Here is a 16,256-nt window from a genome sequence, read left to right as displayed (position 1 = left end):
GACTGATCTTATCAAACCTTTAGGTCGAGCCTAAAGTGCGTTCAAGAGCCTTATTCGCCAATTTCCAAACATTGAGGAGACATTCATGGCCAAGATGAGAGCCGTCGACGCCGCCGTGCTGGTGCTCGAAAAAGAAGGTATCGACACCGCGTTCGGCGTGCCGGGAGCAGCGATCAACCCGTTCTACTCGGCCATGCGCCGCGCGGGCAACATCAGCCACGTGCTCGCGCGCCATGTCGAGGGCGCTTCGCACATGGCCGAAGGCTATACCCGCGCGCAGCCCGGCAATATCGGCGTGTGCATCGGCACGTCGGGTCCCGCCGGCACCGACATGATCACCGGTTTGTACTCCGCTCAGGCCGACTCGATCCCTATTCTGGCTATCACGGGACAAGCGCCCCGCGCGCGCCTGTACAAGGAAGACTTCCAGGCCGTCGACATCGAATCGATTGCGAAGCCCGTCACCAAGTGGGCCGTGACCGTGCGCGAGCCGGCGCTCGTGCCGCGCGTGTTCCAGCAGGCTTTCCATCTGATGCGCTCGGGCCGCCCGGGACCGGTGCTGGTCGACTTGCCGATCGACGTGCAGGTCGCTGAAATCGAATTCGACATCGATACGTACGAACCGCTGCCGGTCTACAAACCGAAGGCAACTCGCAAGCAGATCGAAGCCGCGCTCACGCTGCTCAACGATTCCGAGAAGCCGCTGATCGTCTCCGGTGGCGGCGTGCTGAACGCAGCCGCCGAGGATCTGCTCGTAACCTTCGCCGAAACCGTCGGTGTGCCGGTGATTCCGACGCTGATGTCGTGGGGCGCGATTCCCGACGACCATCCGCTGATGGCCGGCATGGTCGGCCTGCAAACCTCGCACCGTTACGGCAACGCGACGATGCTTGCATCCGACTTCGTGCTCGGCATCGGCAACCGCTGGGCGAACCGTCACACGGGCAGCATCGACGTTTATACGAAGGGCCGCAAGTTCGTGCACGTGGACATCGAGCCGACGCAAATCGGCCGCGTGTTCGGTCCGGACCTCGGCATCGTGTCGGACGCGAAGGCCGCGCTCGAACTGTTCGTCGAAGTCGCCAGCGAATGGAAAGCCGCAGGCAAGCTGAAGGACCGCAGCGCATGGGTCGCCGATTGCCAGCAACGCAAGCAGACCATGCATCGCAAGACACACTTCGACAACGTGCCGATGAAGCCGCAGCGCGTCTACGAAGAAATGAACCAGGTGTTCGGCCGCGACACGTGCTACGTGAGCACGATCGGCCTTTCGCAGATCGCCGGCGCACAGTTTCTGCATGTCTACAAGGCACGCAACTGGATCAACTGCGGCCAGGCCGGCCCGCTCGGCTGGACGATTCCGGCTGCGCTCGGTGTGCGTGCAGCAGATCCACAACGGCCGATCGTCGCGCTCTCAGGCGACTACGACTTCCAGTTCATGATCGAAGAACTCGCGGCCGGCGCGCAATTCAAGCTGCCGTACGTGCATGTGGTCGTGAACAACTCGTACCTCGGCTTGATCCGCCAGGCGCAGCGCGCATTCGACATGGACTTCTGCGTGCAGCTCGGCTTCGAGAACATCAACTCGCCGGAGACCAACGGCTATGGCGTGGATCACGTCGCGGTGGCCGAAGGTCTCGGCTGCAAGGCGATTCGCGTGTTCAAGCCGGAAGAACTCAAACCGGCGCTGCAAAGAGCGCAGTCGATGCTCTCCGAGTTCAACGTGCCTGTGGTCGTCGAAGTGATTCTCGAACGCGTGACCAACATCTCGATGGGCGCGGAGATCGACGCGATCAACGAGTTCGAGGAACTCGCCGTGACGCGTGAAGACGCGCCGACTGCGCTCAGCATTCTCGACTGAGCTTTACCACCCGATCGCGGGGGCGCGATTGCACCGACTGCATTGCAATCGCGCTATGAAGTTTTTCAATGACCGACCAAAGAGACCTGAGCACCATGCCCAAATTCGCAGCGAATCTCACGATGCTTTTCAACGAAGTTCCGTTCCTCGACCGCTTCGCGGCCGCAGCTGACGCGGGCTTTAACGCCGTCGAATTCCTGTTTCCGTATCCCTATCGAATCGCCGAATTGAGCGAGCGTCTTCAGCAGAACCGGCTGAAGCTCGTGCTGCACAACCTGCCCGCGGGTAACTGGGAAGCCGGCGAGCGTGGCATTGCCTGCCTGCCCGATCGCGTGAGCGAGTTCCAGGAAGGCGTGGGCCGCGCGATCGAATACGCGAGCGCGCTGAAGGTGCCGCAATTGAATTGCCTCGTCGGCATTCCGACTGCGGGCGTCGATGCCGACAAGGCGCGCGCGACCATTGTCGATAACCTGCGTTTTGCAGCGGGTGAATTGAAGAAGGCCGGTATCAGGCTGCTAGTCGAGCCGTGCAATTCCTACGACATTCCGGGCTTCGCATTGAACCGTTCGAGCGAAGGCCTCGACGTGATTCGCGCGGTGGGCTCGGACAATCTGTTCCTGCAATACGACATCTATCACATGCAACGGATGGAAGGCGAACTCGCGGCAACGATCAAAAAGAATCTGCCGCAAATCGCGCATATCCAGCTAGCCGACAACCCGGGGCGCAACGAACCCGGTACCGGCGAAATCAACTACCCGTTCCTGTTCGAGCTGCTCGACTCGATCGGCTACGACGGCTACGTCGGCTGCGAATACAAGCCACGCACGAACACCACTGCCGGCTTGTGCTGGGTGCAGAGCGTGGCCGGGCAAAGGCGCGGCGCCGCGCACGCCGCAGCTTGAACGATGCACTGAACTCCGCATCGGACAGATCAGGCGCGTGACGCCTCGCAAGAGCTCCCGTCAAGGGACCGCAAACAACACTGGAAACACTGGAGATTCAGACACATGGCAAAGATCGGTTTCATCGGGCTCGGCATCATGGGCGCGCATATGGCGCGCAACCTCATCAAGGGCGGTCACACACTGTTCGTGAACGGCGCGTATCCGGTGCCCGAAGATCTGGGCAAGAGCACGAACGTGGTGTCCAACTCGACCGCTGTCGCGCAAGCCGCCGACATCGTCATCATCATGGTGCCCGACACGCCTGACGTAGCCAACGTTCTATTCGCCGACGACGGCGTTGCCTCCGGCCTCACGGCAGGCAAGCTCGTGATCGACATGAGCTCGATCTCGCCGCTCGATACTCAGGCGTTCGCAAAGAAGATCAATGCGCTCGGCGTCGACTATCTCGACGCGCCCGTGTCCGGCGGCGAAGTCGGTGCACGCGAGGCAACGCTCACGATCATGGTGGGCGGCCCGGAAAAAGCCTTTGCGCAGGCAAAGCCGCTGTTCGAACTGATGGGCAAGAACATCTCCCTGATCGGCGACAACGGCGCGGGTCAGACGTGCAAGGTCGCGAACCAGATCATCGTGGCGCTGAACATCGAGGCGGTGGCCGAAGCGCTGCTGTTCGCATCGCGCTCGGGCGCCGATCCGGAACGTGTGCGCAAGGCGTTGATGGGCGGCTTCGCTTCATCGCGCATCCTGGAAGTGCACGGCGAGCGCATGACGAAGCGCACGTTCAATCCGGGCTTTCGGATCGAACTGCATCAGAAGGATCTGAACCTCGCACTCGACGGCGCGCGCAAGCTCGGCATCGCGCTGCCGCACACCGCGAGCGCGCAGCAATTGTTCAGCGTGTGCGCGGCGAACGGCGGCAAGGCATGGGATCACTCGGCGATGGTTCGCGCACTCGAAATCATGGCGAATTACGAAGTCGCGCAAGCGCCGGACAGCGAAGCGAAGGCAGCTTGATCCTGCGGCGTTTCTTCGCGGCTTGCGGATCAGCAACAACAACGGCCGCATGCATGGAGAAGCGCGGATAGCTCAGTAATACCGATTGCCGCGGATGTTGCCTCGTCAACGCCACGGCAATCGCAAGTGGGGCGCCCGGTTCGTCGCGCGGCATCGCGGCGGAACGGGCAAATCGTGCCGCTCTGGGCTGAGAGCGGCAAAGTGGGGTCCGCAGCGGCACCCGGCGGCGCCGGGGAAGCCTTGGTCGGTCAGACGTCGTCGTCGGGTGTCCGGCTGTCGGATTCATCTTCAGGCTTTTTCCGCCACTCACTCGCGCAGCGCGCTCGCTCATGCGCCGCCAGGATGCACGCACGTTTGCATTTGCTTGCAACTTGGTGCCCTCTTTCCTACCTTTCTTGACACTTCGTCACCCGCTTTCTCCTACACTCGTGAGTCATTGCATGCATGCGGTCGCTCGTCCCGCTTTATCACGGCATGCGCGTTGGGCGGCTTGCTCCGTTCTGGAGCGCTCCATGGCCCCATGCATCGCAACGAGTGCTTAACCTGTACGCAATGCATGCTTGCGTACCAACATGAGGAGTGTGATCGATGGGTATTCTCAGTTTCATCAAGGAAGCCGGCGAAAAATTGTTCAGCGCCGCGTCCACGCCGGCCAAGGCCGAATCCGCCCCCGCCGCACCGGACCTCGCCGCGCTGAACAAGACCGCGGGCGACGCGATCGCCACTTACATCCGCAGCCAGGGACTGGACGCAATCAGTCTGCAGGTGACCTACGACGGCACGAGCCACACGGTCACCGTATCGGGCGAAGCCGCCGACCAGCCAACCAAGGACAAGATCCTCGTGGCAGCCGGCAATGTGCAGAACGTCGACAAGGTCGACGACCAACTGAGCGTGACCGCGCCCGCCGCGGCACCCACGCAGTTCCACACGGTCGTGCCGGGCGACAACCTGTGGAAGATCGCCGAGAAGTACTACGGCAGCGGCGCTAAAAACGACGTGATCTTCCAGGCCAATACGCCGATGCTTAAAAGCCCGGACAAGATCTATCCCGGCCAGGTGCTGGTGATTCCGGCTGCGCAATAACCGGTTGCAAATGCCCGCATTGCGCGGGCAAAAAAAACTGCGGTAAAAGACAACGCGGCGCTCGAAGTCGTCAATCGAGCGCCGCGTTTTTCATTCGACAACTTTTGTTGAACGCCGCGAGGCGTCAGTAGGTATCGAACGCTTTTTGCAAAGCGACCGGTCCCGCGCCGCCTGCGGCCAATGCCAGCATCAGCAGCACACGCGCCTTGTACGGATTGAGCGAGCCGGCGCTGACAAAGCCGAGTGCATCGTCGGCGGCTGCGCCATTGCGCATCACATGCCCTGAGCCCACACGCGACGAACGCACTACCGCGACGCCCTGCGAAGCGGCATCGGCCAGAGCCTGCGCAAGCGACGCGTGAATCGAACCATTACCCGTGCCCGCAACGACGATGCCGCGCACGCCGGCTGTCACGAGCGCATCGACGGCAATGCGCGACACGCCGGCATAGCTCGCGACGATTTCCACATGTGGCCAATTCGCGCCGATCACGAATTCAGTCGAAAGCGTGTGCGGACGTACCACGCTGCGCTGAAACTCGACGCGCCCGTCCTGCACCCAGCCAAGCGCCCCGACTTCGGGCGACTGGAATGCATCGACCGCATAGGTGCTCGTCTTGACCACGTCACGCGCACTATGAATCTTGTTGTTGAATGCAACCAGAACGCCCTGTCCGCGCGCGCCCGCATTCGCCGCGACGGTCACGGCGTTCAGCAGATTGAGCGGTCCATCGGCGGACAACGCGGACGCGGGCCGCATTGCGGCTGTCAGCACCACCGGTTTGTCGGACTTGATAGTCAGATGCAGCAGATACGCCGTTTCTTCGAGCGTATCGGTGCCGTGCGTGACCACCACGCCGTCGATGTCGTCGGCGGCAAGCAGCGCGTTGATGCGTTGCGCGAGCGTGGTCCACAGCGGCATCGCCATGTCCTTGCTGTCGACGCTCGCAATCTGCTCCGGCGCGATGCGGGCCACCGTCGACAACGCCGGCACCACGGCCAGCAATTGCTCGACGCCGACCACGCCGGCCTGGTACCCCGACGTATTGGTGGCGTCCGCGGCCGCGCCGGCAATCGTGCCGCCGGTGGCGAGCACGGCGACGCGCGGCAGCGGCGCCGCGGCGCTGGAAGAGGAAGAAGAGGTCTGTGGGTTCATGGCGGCGATTGTAAGCGATGATGCGCCGCCGTCGCGCGCCTTTGAACCGGCCACAGAAGCTTCGCAGTTAGCGCTTCACACTGCCTCGCGCAACTGCGCGGCGATTTCCGCCTCGGTCAATTGCGGCGCGAACATCTCGATCAACCGGTACGCATACGCGCGCAAAAACGCGCCCTTGCGCAAGCCGACCCGGGTCGTGCTCGCCTCGAACAGGTGTTGCGTGTCGAGCGCGACCAGTTCGGTGTCGCGCTTCGGATCGTAGGCCATTGCCGCGACCACGCCGATACCCATGCCGAGCTCGACATAGGTCTTGATCACGTCGGCGTCGATCGCGGTCAGCACCACGTCGGGCAGCGCCCCTGCTTTCGCGAACGCCTGGTCGATATGCGAGCGGCCCGTGAAGTCCTGGTCATACGTGACGATCGGAAATTCGGCGATTTCATCCAGAGTCAGATTGGGGCGGCCGACGAGCGGATGATCCTTCGGCACGACCACGACGTGATGCCACGAATAGCACGGAAACGTGACGATGTCGGGGAAACGGTCGAGCGCTTCCGTCGAAATGCCGATATCCGCCTCGCCGTTGATGATCATCTGCGCGATCTGTTGCGGGCTCCCCTGGCGCAGCGCCAGATGCACCTTCGGAAAAACCTCGGTGAATTGACGGATCACCTTCGGCAGCGCGTAGCGCGCCTGCGTGTGCGTGGTCGCCACCACCAGATGGCCGTTGTCCTGATCCGCGTACTGGCGCGCGACACGCCGCAAATTCTCCGCGTCCAGCAGCATCCGCTCGATCAGTTGATGCACCGCCTTGCCCGGCTCCGTGAGACCTGTGAGCCGCTTTCCGCGTCGAATGAAAATGTCGACGCCGAGTTCGTCCTCGAGATCCTTGATCTGTTTCGATACGCCCGACTGCGACGTGTACAGCACGTTCGCCACTTCGGTCAGGTTCATGTTCTGACGCACGGCCTCGCGCACGAAGCGCAATTGCTGGAAGTTCATCTTGAAGTGTCCGGTTCAGCGAGAGTTGAGTTATTCGAGTTATTTGAGTTCGTTCGTGTTGGGTCGCATCGGGTCATGCGCTCATTGCGCCGGGAACACCCGCAGCGCGCGCGGCACCGCCGTCACGCCGTCGCCGACCGCGAGCCGCAGCTCGCGCCAGGCTTCGCGATCGAGTTCGGCTTCGAGCAGATTGCCCTCGCGACCCGCGAGCTCGACCCGCACGGAGCCGCCCAGTGTCACGACGCGCCGCACATCGACGACGATACCCTCGCGGTGCCCCGCCGACTGTGGATACAACTGCAGGTCGTGCGGACGCACATACGCGAAAGCCGGACCGCTGAAGTCGGTGCTGATCGCGACCGGCAACGCCGCGCCGTCCACCACGAATCCGCTCGCGTCGACGTTGCCGTGCAGGCGGTTCGCCGCGCCGAGAAACTCATACACAAACGACGTTTGCGGATGGTCGTACACGTCCTGCGGACTGCCGACCTGCTCCACGTGTCCGCGATTGAGCACGACGATACGGTCCGCCACTTCGAGCGCCTCTTCCTGATCGTGCGTGACGAAGATCGTCGAGATATGCAGATCGTCATGTAGACGCCGCAGCCAGCTGCGCAATTCCTTGCGGACCTTGGCATCGAGCGCGCCGAACGGTTCGTCGAGCAGCAGCACTTTCGGCTCGACGGCAAGCGCGCGAGCGAGCGCGATACGCTGCCGCTGTCCGCCCGACAGTTCCGACGGATAGCGTTGCGCGAGCCAGTCGAGTTGCACGAGCTTGAGCAGCTCATGCACCTTCTCGCGGATCACCGCTTCGGACGGACGCTCCTTCCTCGGCTTCACCCGCAGCCCGAACGCCACGTTCTCGAACACCGTCATATGACGGAACAGCGCGTAATGCTGGAACACGAAGCCCACTTCGCGCTCACGCGCGCCGACGGTCGCGACGTCCTGGCCTTGCAACACGACCTGGCCGCCGTCTGCGTATTCGAGGCCTGCGATCACACGCAGCAACGTGGTCTTGCCACACCCCGAGGGCCCGAGCAGCGCAACCAGTTCGCCCGGCGGAAAATCGAGCGAGACGTTGTCGAGCGCGACGAAATCGCCGAAGCGCTTTTGCAGGTTACGTACGGTGATACCCATTACAGCTCTCCTTGCTTGAGCGGGTGTTGCTGCGAAGATTGCATGTTCAGCGGTTGCGCGGTCGACGGCAAAGCGGACGGCAGCGTGACGGGTCCGGCGTGCGCAGGCACGTCGCGGGCGTCCGACAGTTCCGCCGACATATGACGCTCGGCGAGCAGTTTCAGCGCGAGCGTCACGAGTGCGAGCAAGGCCAGCACCGACGCCACGGCGAACGCCGCCGAGAAGTTGTATTCGTTGTAGAGAATTTCGACGTGCAGCGGCATCGTGTCCGTCTGGCCGCGAATATGGCCCGACACGACCGACACCGCGCCGAACTCGCCCATCGCGCGAGCGTTGCACAGAATCACGCCGTACAGCAGGCCCCATTTCACATTGGGCAGCGTGACGCGGCGAAAGATCTGCCAGCCGGACGCGCCGAGCACATGCGCGGCTTCCTCTTCGTCGTTGCCTTGCGCCTGCATCAGCGGGATCAGTTCGCGCGCGACGAACGGGAACGTCACGAAGATCGTCGCGAGCACGATGCCGGGCACGGCGAAGATGATCTGCACGTTATGCGCTTGCAGCCACGGACCGAACCATCCTTGGGCGCCGAACATCAACACGTAGATGAGACCCGAGATCACCGGCGACACCGAGAACGGCAGATCGATCAACGTGGTGAGGAGCGCCTTGCCGCGAAACTCGAACTTCGCGATGCACCACGAAGCCGCGAGGCCGAACACCAGATTGAGCGGCACAGCGATTCCCGCTGTAATCGCCGTCAGCTTGATGGCCGCCAGCGCGTCCGGGTCGGCGAGCGACTCCAGATAAAAGCCGAGTCCCTTGTTCAACGCCTGATAAAACACGGCGACGAGCGGCACGACGAGAAAGAGCGCGAGGAACAGCAGCGCAATGCCGGTCAGAATCCAGCGGACGAGCGGCGGTTCAGTGACCGGATCGGGCCGGCGTGCAATGTTCAGTGGCGCGCGCGGAGCCACGGCGTGCGCCTTGACGCTGCCGGCGTTATCGACGTGACCTGCTGAATGGCGGCTCATTGCACACCTCCGCCAATGCTTGCAACGCTCGCTGCGCCCGGCGCCGGACCCGCGCTGCCGCGGCTCGTGCGGCGCTGCAGATACCACTGCAGCGTATTGATGAAGAGCAGCATCAGGAACGAGACAACGAGCATCACGACGGCAAGCGCCGTAGCGCCGGCGTAGTCATACTGCTCGAGCTTGGTGATGATGAGGAGCGACGTGATTTCCGACTTCATCGGCACATTGCCTGCAATGAAAATGACCGAGCCGTATTCGCCCAGCGCGCGGGCGAACGCGAGCGCGAAGCCCGTCAGCAACGCCGGCAACACCGCCGGCAACACCACGCGGCGAAACGTCAGCCAGCGCGATGCGCCGAGGCACGCGGCGGCCTCTTCCTGCTCGCGCTCGAACTCTTCGAGCACCGGCTGCACCGTGCGCACGACGAACGGCAAACCGATGAAGGTCAACGCGACCAGCACGCCCACCGGCGTAAAAGCCACCTTCAGACCGAGCGGCTCCAGAAACTGTCCGATCCACCCGTTGCCCGCGTACACGGCCGCGAGCGAAATGCCGGCCACCGACGTGGGCAGTGCAAACGGCAGATCGACCACGGCGTCGACGATGCGTTTGAACGGAAACCTGTACCGCACGAGCACCCATGCGACCAGAAAGCCGAACACCGCGTTGATCAGTGCGCCGCCGAGCGCGGAGAAGAATGTCAGCCGGTACGAGGCCAGCACACGCGGCGAACTGACGGCGCGCACGAACTGACTCCAGTCGAGGGACGCCGTCTTCAGAAAGGTCGCCGCGAGCGGAATCAGCACCACGAGGCTCAGATAAGCCACCGTGATGCCGAGTGTCAGGCCGAAACCGGGCAAGGCGCTTGGTTTGCGGAAGGTCAACGTGGTCATGCTCGTTACTCTTTCAGTTGATGCTCGTGTTGCCGGCCGCCTGGTCCTGATCGGCCAAAAGCGCGCCAATGGCGCGCTCCGGAAAGTGACGCGCCGTGGCGCGTCGCGTTGCCTCGGTCCACGCCTGCTGCGGCGCGGACCTCGGCTGTGTTACTGCGGCTGGTAGATCGAATCGAACACGCCGCCGTCGGCAAAGTGCGTCTTCTGCGCGTTGGCCCAGCCGCCGAACGAATCGTCGACCGTGTAAAGCTTCAGCTTCGGAAACTTCGAGGTCAGTTCGGCCGGAACCTTGTTCGAACGCGGACGGTAGAAGTTCTTCGCGGCGATTTCCTGGCCCTGCTCGCTGTAGAGGAAATTCAGATACGCTTCGGCCAGCTTGCGCGTGCCGTGCTTGTCGACGACCTTATCCACCACCGCCACCGGCGGCTCGGCCAGAATGCTCACGGACGGCACGACGATTTCGAACTTGTCCGGACCGAATTCCTTCAGCGACAGGAACGCCTCGTTTTCCCACGCGATCAGCACGTCGCCAATGCCGCGTTGCACGAAGCTGGTGGTCGCGCCGCGCGCCCCGGAATCGAGCACGCCGGCATTCTTGTACAGCTTGCCCACGAATTCCTTGGCCTTCTGGTCATTGCCGCCCGGCTGATGCGCGGCATACGCCCACGCCGCGAGATAGTTCCAGCGCGCGCCGCCCGAGGTCTTCGGATTCGGCGTCACGATCGACACGCCCGGTTTGGTCAGATCGTCCCAATCCTTGATGTGCTTCGGATTGCCCTTGCGCACCAGAAACACGATCGTCGACGTGTACGGCGACGCGTTGTCGGGCAAGCGCTTCTGCCAGCCTTTGTCGATCAAACCTTTGTTCGCGATCGCGTCGATGTCGTAAGCGAGCGCGAGCGTCACGACGTCGGCCTGCAAGCCGTCGAGCACCGAGCGCGCCTGCGCGCCCGAACCGCCGTGCGACTGCTTGAACGTGACGGTCTCGCCGGTCTTCGCCTTCCATTCCTTGGCGAAAGCCTGGTTCACGTCCTGGTAGAGCTCGCGAGTCGGGTCGTAGGAAACATTCAGCAGCGTCGTGTCGGCGGCTTGCGCGTGGCCGGCCGCGCCGAGGGCGCCGAGCGCGGCTGCCGCGCCGAACGCGAGCGCTGCGATGAGTTTTCGGCTCCTGCCTGCCCGACCCGTGTCCTGATGATTCATGTCAAGTTCTCCGCGTGTTGGTGCGCTGAAACAGCGTGTGGTGTTGTTTTGCGTCGGATCACGTGCACATGAGCGCGACTGGAAGGCCAGTCTATCGAAGCGCTTTCATCATTAAAAATAATGTTTATTCATTTTTTAATACGCAAAAGTGGTAATGACAGCCAGATAAGGCGTTGCGGCACGAAAACGGATGTTTTGACGCCGATTTACGACGTTGCAGCGAGGCGTCCACTCCCGAACTTAAAGTAAAGCTTGAATTGCGCCGGATACTGTATAAAAATACAGGCACCTGTTCATCCATACAGTGACGCCATGACCAAACTCACCGCACGACAGCAGCAGGTTTTCGATCTGATCCGCCGGGCCATAGACCGCACCGGTTTTCCGCCCACGCGTGCGGAGATCGCCGCCGAACTCGGTTTCAGCTCGGCAAACTCGGCTGAAGAGCATCTGCGGGCGCTTGCCCGCAAGGGCGTGATCGAACTCGCGGCCGGCGCGTCGCGCGGCATTCGCCTGCTTGCCGGCCCGGACGACGCGCCGCATCAGTTCACGTTGCCGCACGCCAGCATCATGCAGCTGTCGCTGCCGCTCATTGGCCGGGTTGCCGCCGGCAGTCCGATCCTCGCGCAGGAACATATCGCGCAACACTATGCGTGCGACCCGGCGCTCTTCTCGAGCAAGCCCGATTACCTGCTCAAGGTGCGCGGACTGTCCATGCGCGACGCGGGTATCTTCGACGGCGATCTGCTCGCGGTGCAGAAAAGAAGCGAGGCCAAAGACGGCCAGATCATCATTGCGCGGCTTGGCGACGACGTCACGGTCAAGCGCCTGAAGCGCCGCGCGAACGGTATCGAGCTGATTGCCGAGAACCCCGATTACGAGAACATCTTCGTTGAGACAGGCAGCGCGGACTTCGCGCTCGAAGGCATCGCTGTCGGGCTGATCCGCCCGGGCGAGTTCTGACAGCGCCGGGTCGGCTCAATGAGCAACAAGCTCAGTGCGTCATTAGTGCGTCCTCAGTGCGTCATTAGCCAACCGCCCGCCTGCTCACCGACTAAAGCAGTACTCATGTTGAATCGCCCGGAGAGACTCATGGAACGCCTTGCCCGTCTGTTGCCGTTTCGCCAGTTCGGCCGTCTGCGCCATCTGCGTAAGCTGGTGCCTTGCTCACTGATCGAAGCGTCCACGGCCGCTACCGCGTCGCTGTTCGACTCGCCCGCTCGCGGCTCCGACCTGCAGGCCGCGTTGCCGTCTTCACTACCGGCATTCGCCCGCGTTTCGCTGAATTCAGGGCTCAATACTGCGGAGCCGGAGCGCCGCGCGCCGGTGCGCGTCTACCATGGGCCGTCCCGGCTCATCATGGTCGGCACTGTGGATGCGGTGTGCCGCATGATCGACCGTTGCATCGCCGAGGAAACCAATGTCCACGGCGCGGTGTTCGAGTCCTGATGATCTGTGAGGTGTGCGGGCGCGCCGTGGCCACATGCTTTGTGGCAGCGCACGGATCGTTTCAGCGTGGCCGCGGTCCACGTTAGATCACACCTGACGGAGATTTCCGCTCGATGGCAGTTCGAACAAACAGGAAGCGCAGCGCCCGTCCGCTGATCGTCACGCTGATAGTTATCGCGGTGATCGCGGCGTTGGGCTTTGCTTATGCCTCGCCATATATCGCGCTCAATAACCTCAAACGCGCGGCCAACGCACGTGACGCGCAGACGGTGAATCGGTACGTCGATTTTCCGGCCTTGCGCGAGAGCCTGAAGCAGCAAGTCACAGGCTTGCTGACGCGCCGGCTGGACTCACATGGAAACGGCAATCCGTTGGCTGCGATCGGCGCGATGATTGGCGTCGCATTGATCGGCCCGCTCGTCGACGCGTATGCAACTCCCGACGGCGTGGCTGCGCTGCTGAACGGCATGCCGCCGCGCGGTGAGCCCGGTGAGCGGCCGAACGCTGCGCCGGTCACCGGCAATCCGCCCGTTGCCAGCGCGCCTGCGCCCGCATCGCCCGGTGCGGACATCGACGCGCCTGGCGGCGCTACCGGGAATGCGAGCGGCAACGCGACCACCAGGGGCGCCCCGCCGCAACCGCCGCAAACCACAGCCGGCTATCGCAGCCTCAACGAGTTCGCAGTCACCTACCAGCACGGCGCCGGGGACGCGCGTTACTCCGCCATCTTCATCCGCGAAGGTCTCTTCACGTGGAAGCTGGCAGCGGTCAATCTGAACGAGTGAGCGTCAGGCGCGGCGTGTCAGACCGAACACTCACGCCGCCGATCAGACTGAACGCCCACGCCGCTCACGCCCCACACTCCGCCCAACCCGCTCATCCGGCCGAACGCTCGCGTCCCGCACCAAGGCTGCATGCCTGGCGCGTGTGGCCGCACGCCCGAACCGCACTCTCAGGCCGCTTCTTGCTGCTGCTCATGCGCGGAAGAACACGCGACCAGAATGCTGCATGACACTCGGTCGAGCAGCGGTGTATTGCCTGCGCCCATCCACCATCGGGACAAGCCCGTGCGGCAACGGTGGCCCACCACCACGAGGTCGACGTGCAACTCATTCGCAAGATTGGCGATCTCGTCGATCGGATGGCCGAACGCAAAGTGTCCCTGAGCGTTTACGCCGCGCTCGGTCAGCCAGTCCACACCCTCTTGCAGGATGTCGCGTGCAGTCTTTTCGAAGCTGCCGCACGCGACGTCCGTCAGCAGGCCCGCGCTTTGCGCAATGCTCGAGCGCATGTCCACCACCGAAAGCAGATGCGTTTGCGCCTTCAGATCCAGCGCAAGGTCGGCGCCGCAACGCAGAGCCTTGCGGCCTTCGCGCGAGCCGTCATAGCACAGCAGAATTTTCTGGTAGCTCGCCATCGTTTTTCCCCTTTCCGCGAAAGCGCGGTCTGAATCAATCATGGTGCGCCGCAATTCAGCTTGCAAGGGATGGAAAACGCTAAGTGCGATTGCTGCGTGCCCCGGCCTTGTGCATACGAGGCGCGCTCCGTGGAGACAGTGCCCGCGGCGCTTATGCGGCGGTGCAAGAACGCGCTGTGCGGCGCGCTCCTCGAACGGCCACTTCGCAGCCAATGACCTAGAATGAGCAGCCTTCCCGTCGATTCGCCTCTTTTGCCTGAGCCTCGAACCAATCCATGCCCGACACCGCCATCGAATTCCAGCAGGTTGAAAAAAGCTACGGCGAAAAGAAGGTTGTCGACGGACTGGCGTTTCATGTCGACGCCGGAGAGTGCTTCGGCCTGCTTGGACCGAACGGCGCGGGCAAGACCACCACTTTGCGCATGCTGCTCGGCATCGCCGCGCCGGACGCCGGCTCGATCCGCCTGTGCGGCGAGCCGATTCCCGGCCGGGCGCGTATCGCGCGGGCGCGCGTCGGCGTGGTGCCGCAGTTCGATAACCTCGATCCCGACTTTACCGTCCGCGAAAACCTGCTGGTGTTCGGCCGCTACTTCGGCTTGAGCGCCGCGCAATGCCGCGCGATGGTGCCGTCGCTGCTGGAATTCGCGCGTCTGGAAAGCAAGGCCGACGCGCGTGTGAGCGAACTGTCGGGCGGCATGAAGCGGCGCCTCACGCTCGCGCGGGCGCTCGTCAACGATCCCGACGTGCTGATCATGGACGAGCCGACTACCGGCCTCGATCCGCAGGCGCGGCATCTTATCTGGGAGCGACTGCGCTCCCTGCTCGCGCGCGGCAAGACGATCTTGCTGACCACCCACTTCATGGAGGAAGCCGAGCGGCTATGCGACCGGCTGTGCGTGATCGAAGAAGGACGCAAGATTGCGGAAGGCGCGCCAAGGGAGCTGATCGAGTCGGAAATCGGCTGCGACGTCATTGAGATTTTCGGCCCCGATCCGCTCGCATTGCGCGATGAGCTTGCGCCGCTCGCACAGCGAACCGAGATCAGCGGTGAGACGCTCTTCTGTTATGTGAACGACGCCGGGCCAGTGCATGCGCGACTGAAGCAGCGAGCGGATCTGCGCTATCTGCACCGCCCGGCGAATCTCGAGGACGTCTTCCTGCGCCTCACTGGCCGCGAGATGCAGGACTGACTTCCATCGACACTGCAAGAGACACGCAAGAGACACGCAATGGATGCACGCACGTACCGAAGCAACGAAGCCACCCCGCCCATGCAGGCCCCTTTCGCCGCGATGCCCGCGAACGCGGTCAACTGGATTGCGGTGTGGCGCCGCAACTACCTTGTGTGGAAGAAGCTTGCGCTCGCCTCCATGTTCGGCAATCTCGCCGATCCGATGATCTATCTGTTCGGCCTTGGCTTCGGCCTCGGGCTGATGGTCGGCCGCGTCGACGGCGTGCCGTATATCGCGTTCCTCGCAGCGGGCACGGTTGCGTCGAGCGTCATGATGTCCGCGAGCTTCGAGTCGATGTATTCGGGCTTCTCGCGCATGCACGTGCAGCGCACCTGGGAAGCAATCATGCACACGCCGTTGACGCTCGGCGATATCGTGCTTGGCGAAGTGATCTGGGCGGCCAGCAAGTCGGTGCTGTCGGGCGCCGCGATCATGCTGGTGGCGGGCGCGCTCGGCTACGCCAGTTTTCCGTCAGTGCTGCTCGCGTTGCCCGTCATCGTGCTGACGGGCCTCGCTTTCGCAAGCGTCGCGATGGTCGTGACCGCGCTCGCGCCGTCGTACGACTTCTTCATGTTTTATCAAACGCTGGTATTGACGCCGATGCTGTTGCTCTCCGGCGTGTTCTTCCCGATCTCGCAGTTGCCTGCCGCCGCACGCGCTGCGGCCGAGGTCCTGCCTCTGGCGCACGCAGTCGATCTGATCCGTCCGGCCATGCTTGGGCGCCCGCTCGACAACGCGCTGTGGCACGCGGCCGGGCTGGCGGCTTATGCGGTGGGCGGGTTTATCGTCGCCGGCGTGCTGTTTCGGCGCCGGATGATGAAGTAACTCGTGCCGGGCCGCAGATGTGCGCGGAAAATTCGAGGGCGG

General features: G+C 63.1%; 16 protein-coding genes. 9 read left to right on the top strand and 7 right to left on the bottom strand.

The window, feature by feature from the left end; all coding sequences use genetic code 11:
* The first annotated feature begins 85 nt into the window (after positions 1–85).
* The 4 genes from gcl (at position 86) to lysM (ending at position 4,866) form a co-directional block, all read left to right on the top strand.
* Positions 86–1,861, top strand: coding sequence for a glyoxylate carboligase (gcl, locus tag RW095_RS27090; RefSeq protein ID WP_317021894.1), 1,776 nt, complete (start codon positions 86–88; stop codon positions 1,859–1,861).
* A 95-nt stretch (positions 1,862–1,956) separates the two neighbouring features.
* Positions 1,957–2,766 (top strand): hydroxypyruvate isomerase, encoded by an 810-nt coding sequence (hyi, locus tag RW095_RS27085; RefSeq protein WP_317022695.1) that lies wholly within the window; start codon positions 1,957–1,959, stop codon positions 2,764–2,766.
* A 105-nt stretch (positions 2,767–2,871) separates the two neighbouring features.
* Positions 2,872–3,780 (top strand): 2-hydroxy-3-oxopropionate reductase, encoded by a 909-nt coding sequence (locus tag RW095_RS27080; RefSeq protein WP_317021893.1) that lies wholly within the window; start codon positions 2,872–2,874, stop codon positions 3,778–3,780.
* Positions 3,781–4,368: 588 nt separating this feature from the next.
* A complete protein-coding gene (gene lysM / locus RW095_RS27075) occupies positions 4,369–4,866 on the top strand; it encodes a peptidoglycan-binding protein LysM (protein ID WP_317021892.1) in 498 nt (165 codons plus the stop codon).
* A 124-nt stretch (positions 4,867–4,990) separates the two neighbouring features.
* Here lysM and RW095_RS27070 read toward each other — a convergent pair whose 3' ends face one another.
* From RW095_RS27070 to RW095_RS27045, 6 genes are all read right to left on the bottom strand, one after another.
* Complete coding sequence (locus RW095_RS27070) at positions 4,991–6,022, bottom strand: asparaginase (protein WP_317021891.1); 1,032 nt, start codon at positions 6,020–6,022, stop codon at positions 4,991–4,993.
* Positions 6,023–6,097: 75 nt separating this feature from the next.
* Positions 6,098–7,024, bottom strand: a complete 927-nt coding sequence (locus tag RW095_RS27065; protein ID WP_317021890.1) for a CysB family HTH-type transcriptional regulator — start codon at positions 7,022–7,024, stop codon at positions 6,098–6,100.
* An 81-nt stretch (positions 7,025–7,105) separates the two neighbouring features.
* Positions 7,106–8,164, bottom strand: coding sequence for a sulfate/molybdate ABC transporter ATP-binding protein (locus RW095_RS27060; RefSeq protein WP_201701484.1), 1,059 nt, complete (start codon positions 8,162–8,164; stop codon positions 7,106–7,108).
* Positions 8,164–9,198, bottom strand: coding sequence for a sulfate ABC transporter permease subunit CysW (gene cysW / locus RW095_RS27055; RefSeq protein ID WP_317021889.1), 1,035 nt, complete (start codon positions 9,196–9,198; stop codon positions 8,164–8,166). The genes RW095_RS27060 and cysW overlap by 1 nt, the downstream gene beginning before the upstream one ends.
* Positions 9,195–10,091 carry a sulfate ABC transporter permease subunit CysT gene (gene cysT / locus RW095_RS27050; RefSeq protein WP_128594922.1) on the bottom strand — a complete coding sequence of 299 codons (897 nt, stop codon included), beginning with the start codon at positions 10,089–10,091 and terminating at the stop codon, positions 9,195–9,197. The genes cysW and cysT overlap by 4 nt, the downstream gene beginning before the upstream one ends.
* Positions 10,092–10,241: 150 nt before the next feature.
* Positions 10,242–11,291, bottom strand: coding sequence for a sulfate ABC transporter substrate-binding protein (locus tag RW095_RS27045; RefSeq protein WP_317021888.1), 1,050 nt, complete (start codon positions 11,289–11,291; stop codon positions 10,242–10,244).
* A gap of 312 nt (positions 11,292–11,603) precedes the next feature.
* Between RW095_RS27045 and lexA the strand changes: the two genes are divergently transcribed.
* From lexA to RW095_RS27030, 3 genes are all read left to right on the top strand, one after another.
* A complete protein-coding gene (lexA, locus tag RW095_RS27040) occupies positions 11,604–12,254 on the top strand; it encodes a transcriptional repressor LexA (RefSeq protein WP_317021887.1) in 651 nt (216 codons plus the stop codon).
* A 129-nt stretch (positions 12,255–12,383) separates the two neighbouring features.
* Positions 12,384–12,740, top strand: a complete 357-nt coding sequence (locus RW095_RS27035) for a hypothetical protein (protein WP_128588647.1) — start codon at positions 12,384–12,386, stop codon at positions 12,738–12,740.
* 113 nt (positions 12,741–12,853) lie between these two features.
* Positions 12,854–13,525 carry a DUF2939 domain-containing protein gene (locus tag RW095_RS27030; protein ID WP_317021886.1) on the top strand — a complete coding sequence of 224 codons (672 nt, stop codon included), beginning with the start codon at positions 12,854–12,856 and terminating at the stop codon, positions 13,523–13,525.
* A 167-nt stretch (positions 13,526–13,692) separates the two neighbouring features.
* Here the strand turns inward: RW095_RS27030 and RW095_RS27025 are convergent, their stop codons facing one another.
* Positions 13,693–14,157, bottom strand: a complete 465-nt coding sequence (locus RW095_RS27025) for a universal stress protein (protein ID WP_020065794.1) — start codon at positions 14,155–14,157, stop codon at positions 13,693–13,695.
* A gap of 275 nt (positions 14,158–14,432) precedes the next feature.
* On the opposite strand from RW095_RS27025, the gene nodI reads away from it, so the two are divergent.
* A complete protein-coding gene (nodI, locus tag RW095_RS27020; protein WP_317021885.1) occupies positions 14,433–15,347 on the top strand; it encodes a nodulation factor ABC transporter ATP-binding protein NodI in 915 nt (304 codons plus the stop codon).
* 39 nt (positions 15,348–15,386) lie between these two features.
* Entirely contained in the window at positions 15,387–16,214 is an 828-nt protein-coding gene (locus RW095_RS27015) for an ABC transporter permease (RefSeq protein ID WP_317021884.1), read from the top strand.
* Positions 16,215–16,256: the final 42 nt, after the last annotated feature.

Origin of the sequence: Paraburkholderia kirstenboschensis, from assembly GCF_032806925.1 — a bacterium.
In the GTDB taxonomy this organism is placed as follows: domain Bacteria; phylum Pseudomonadota; class Gammaproteobacteria; order Burkholderiales; family Burkholderiaceae; genus Paraburkholderia; species Paraburkholderia kirstenboschensis.
The sequence above is the reverse complement of the archived record's forward strand: the minus strand, read 5'-3'. Positions and strand labels throughout refer to the sequence as shown.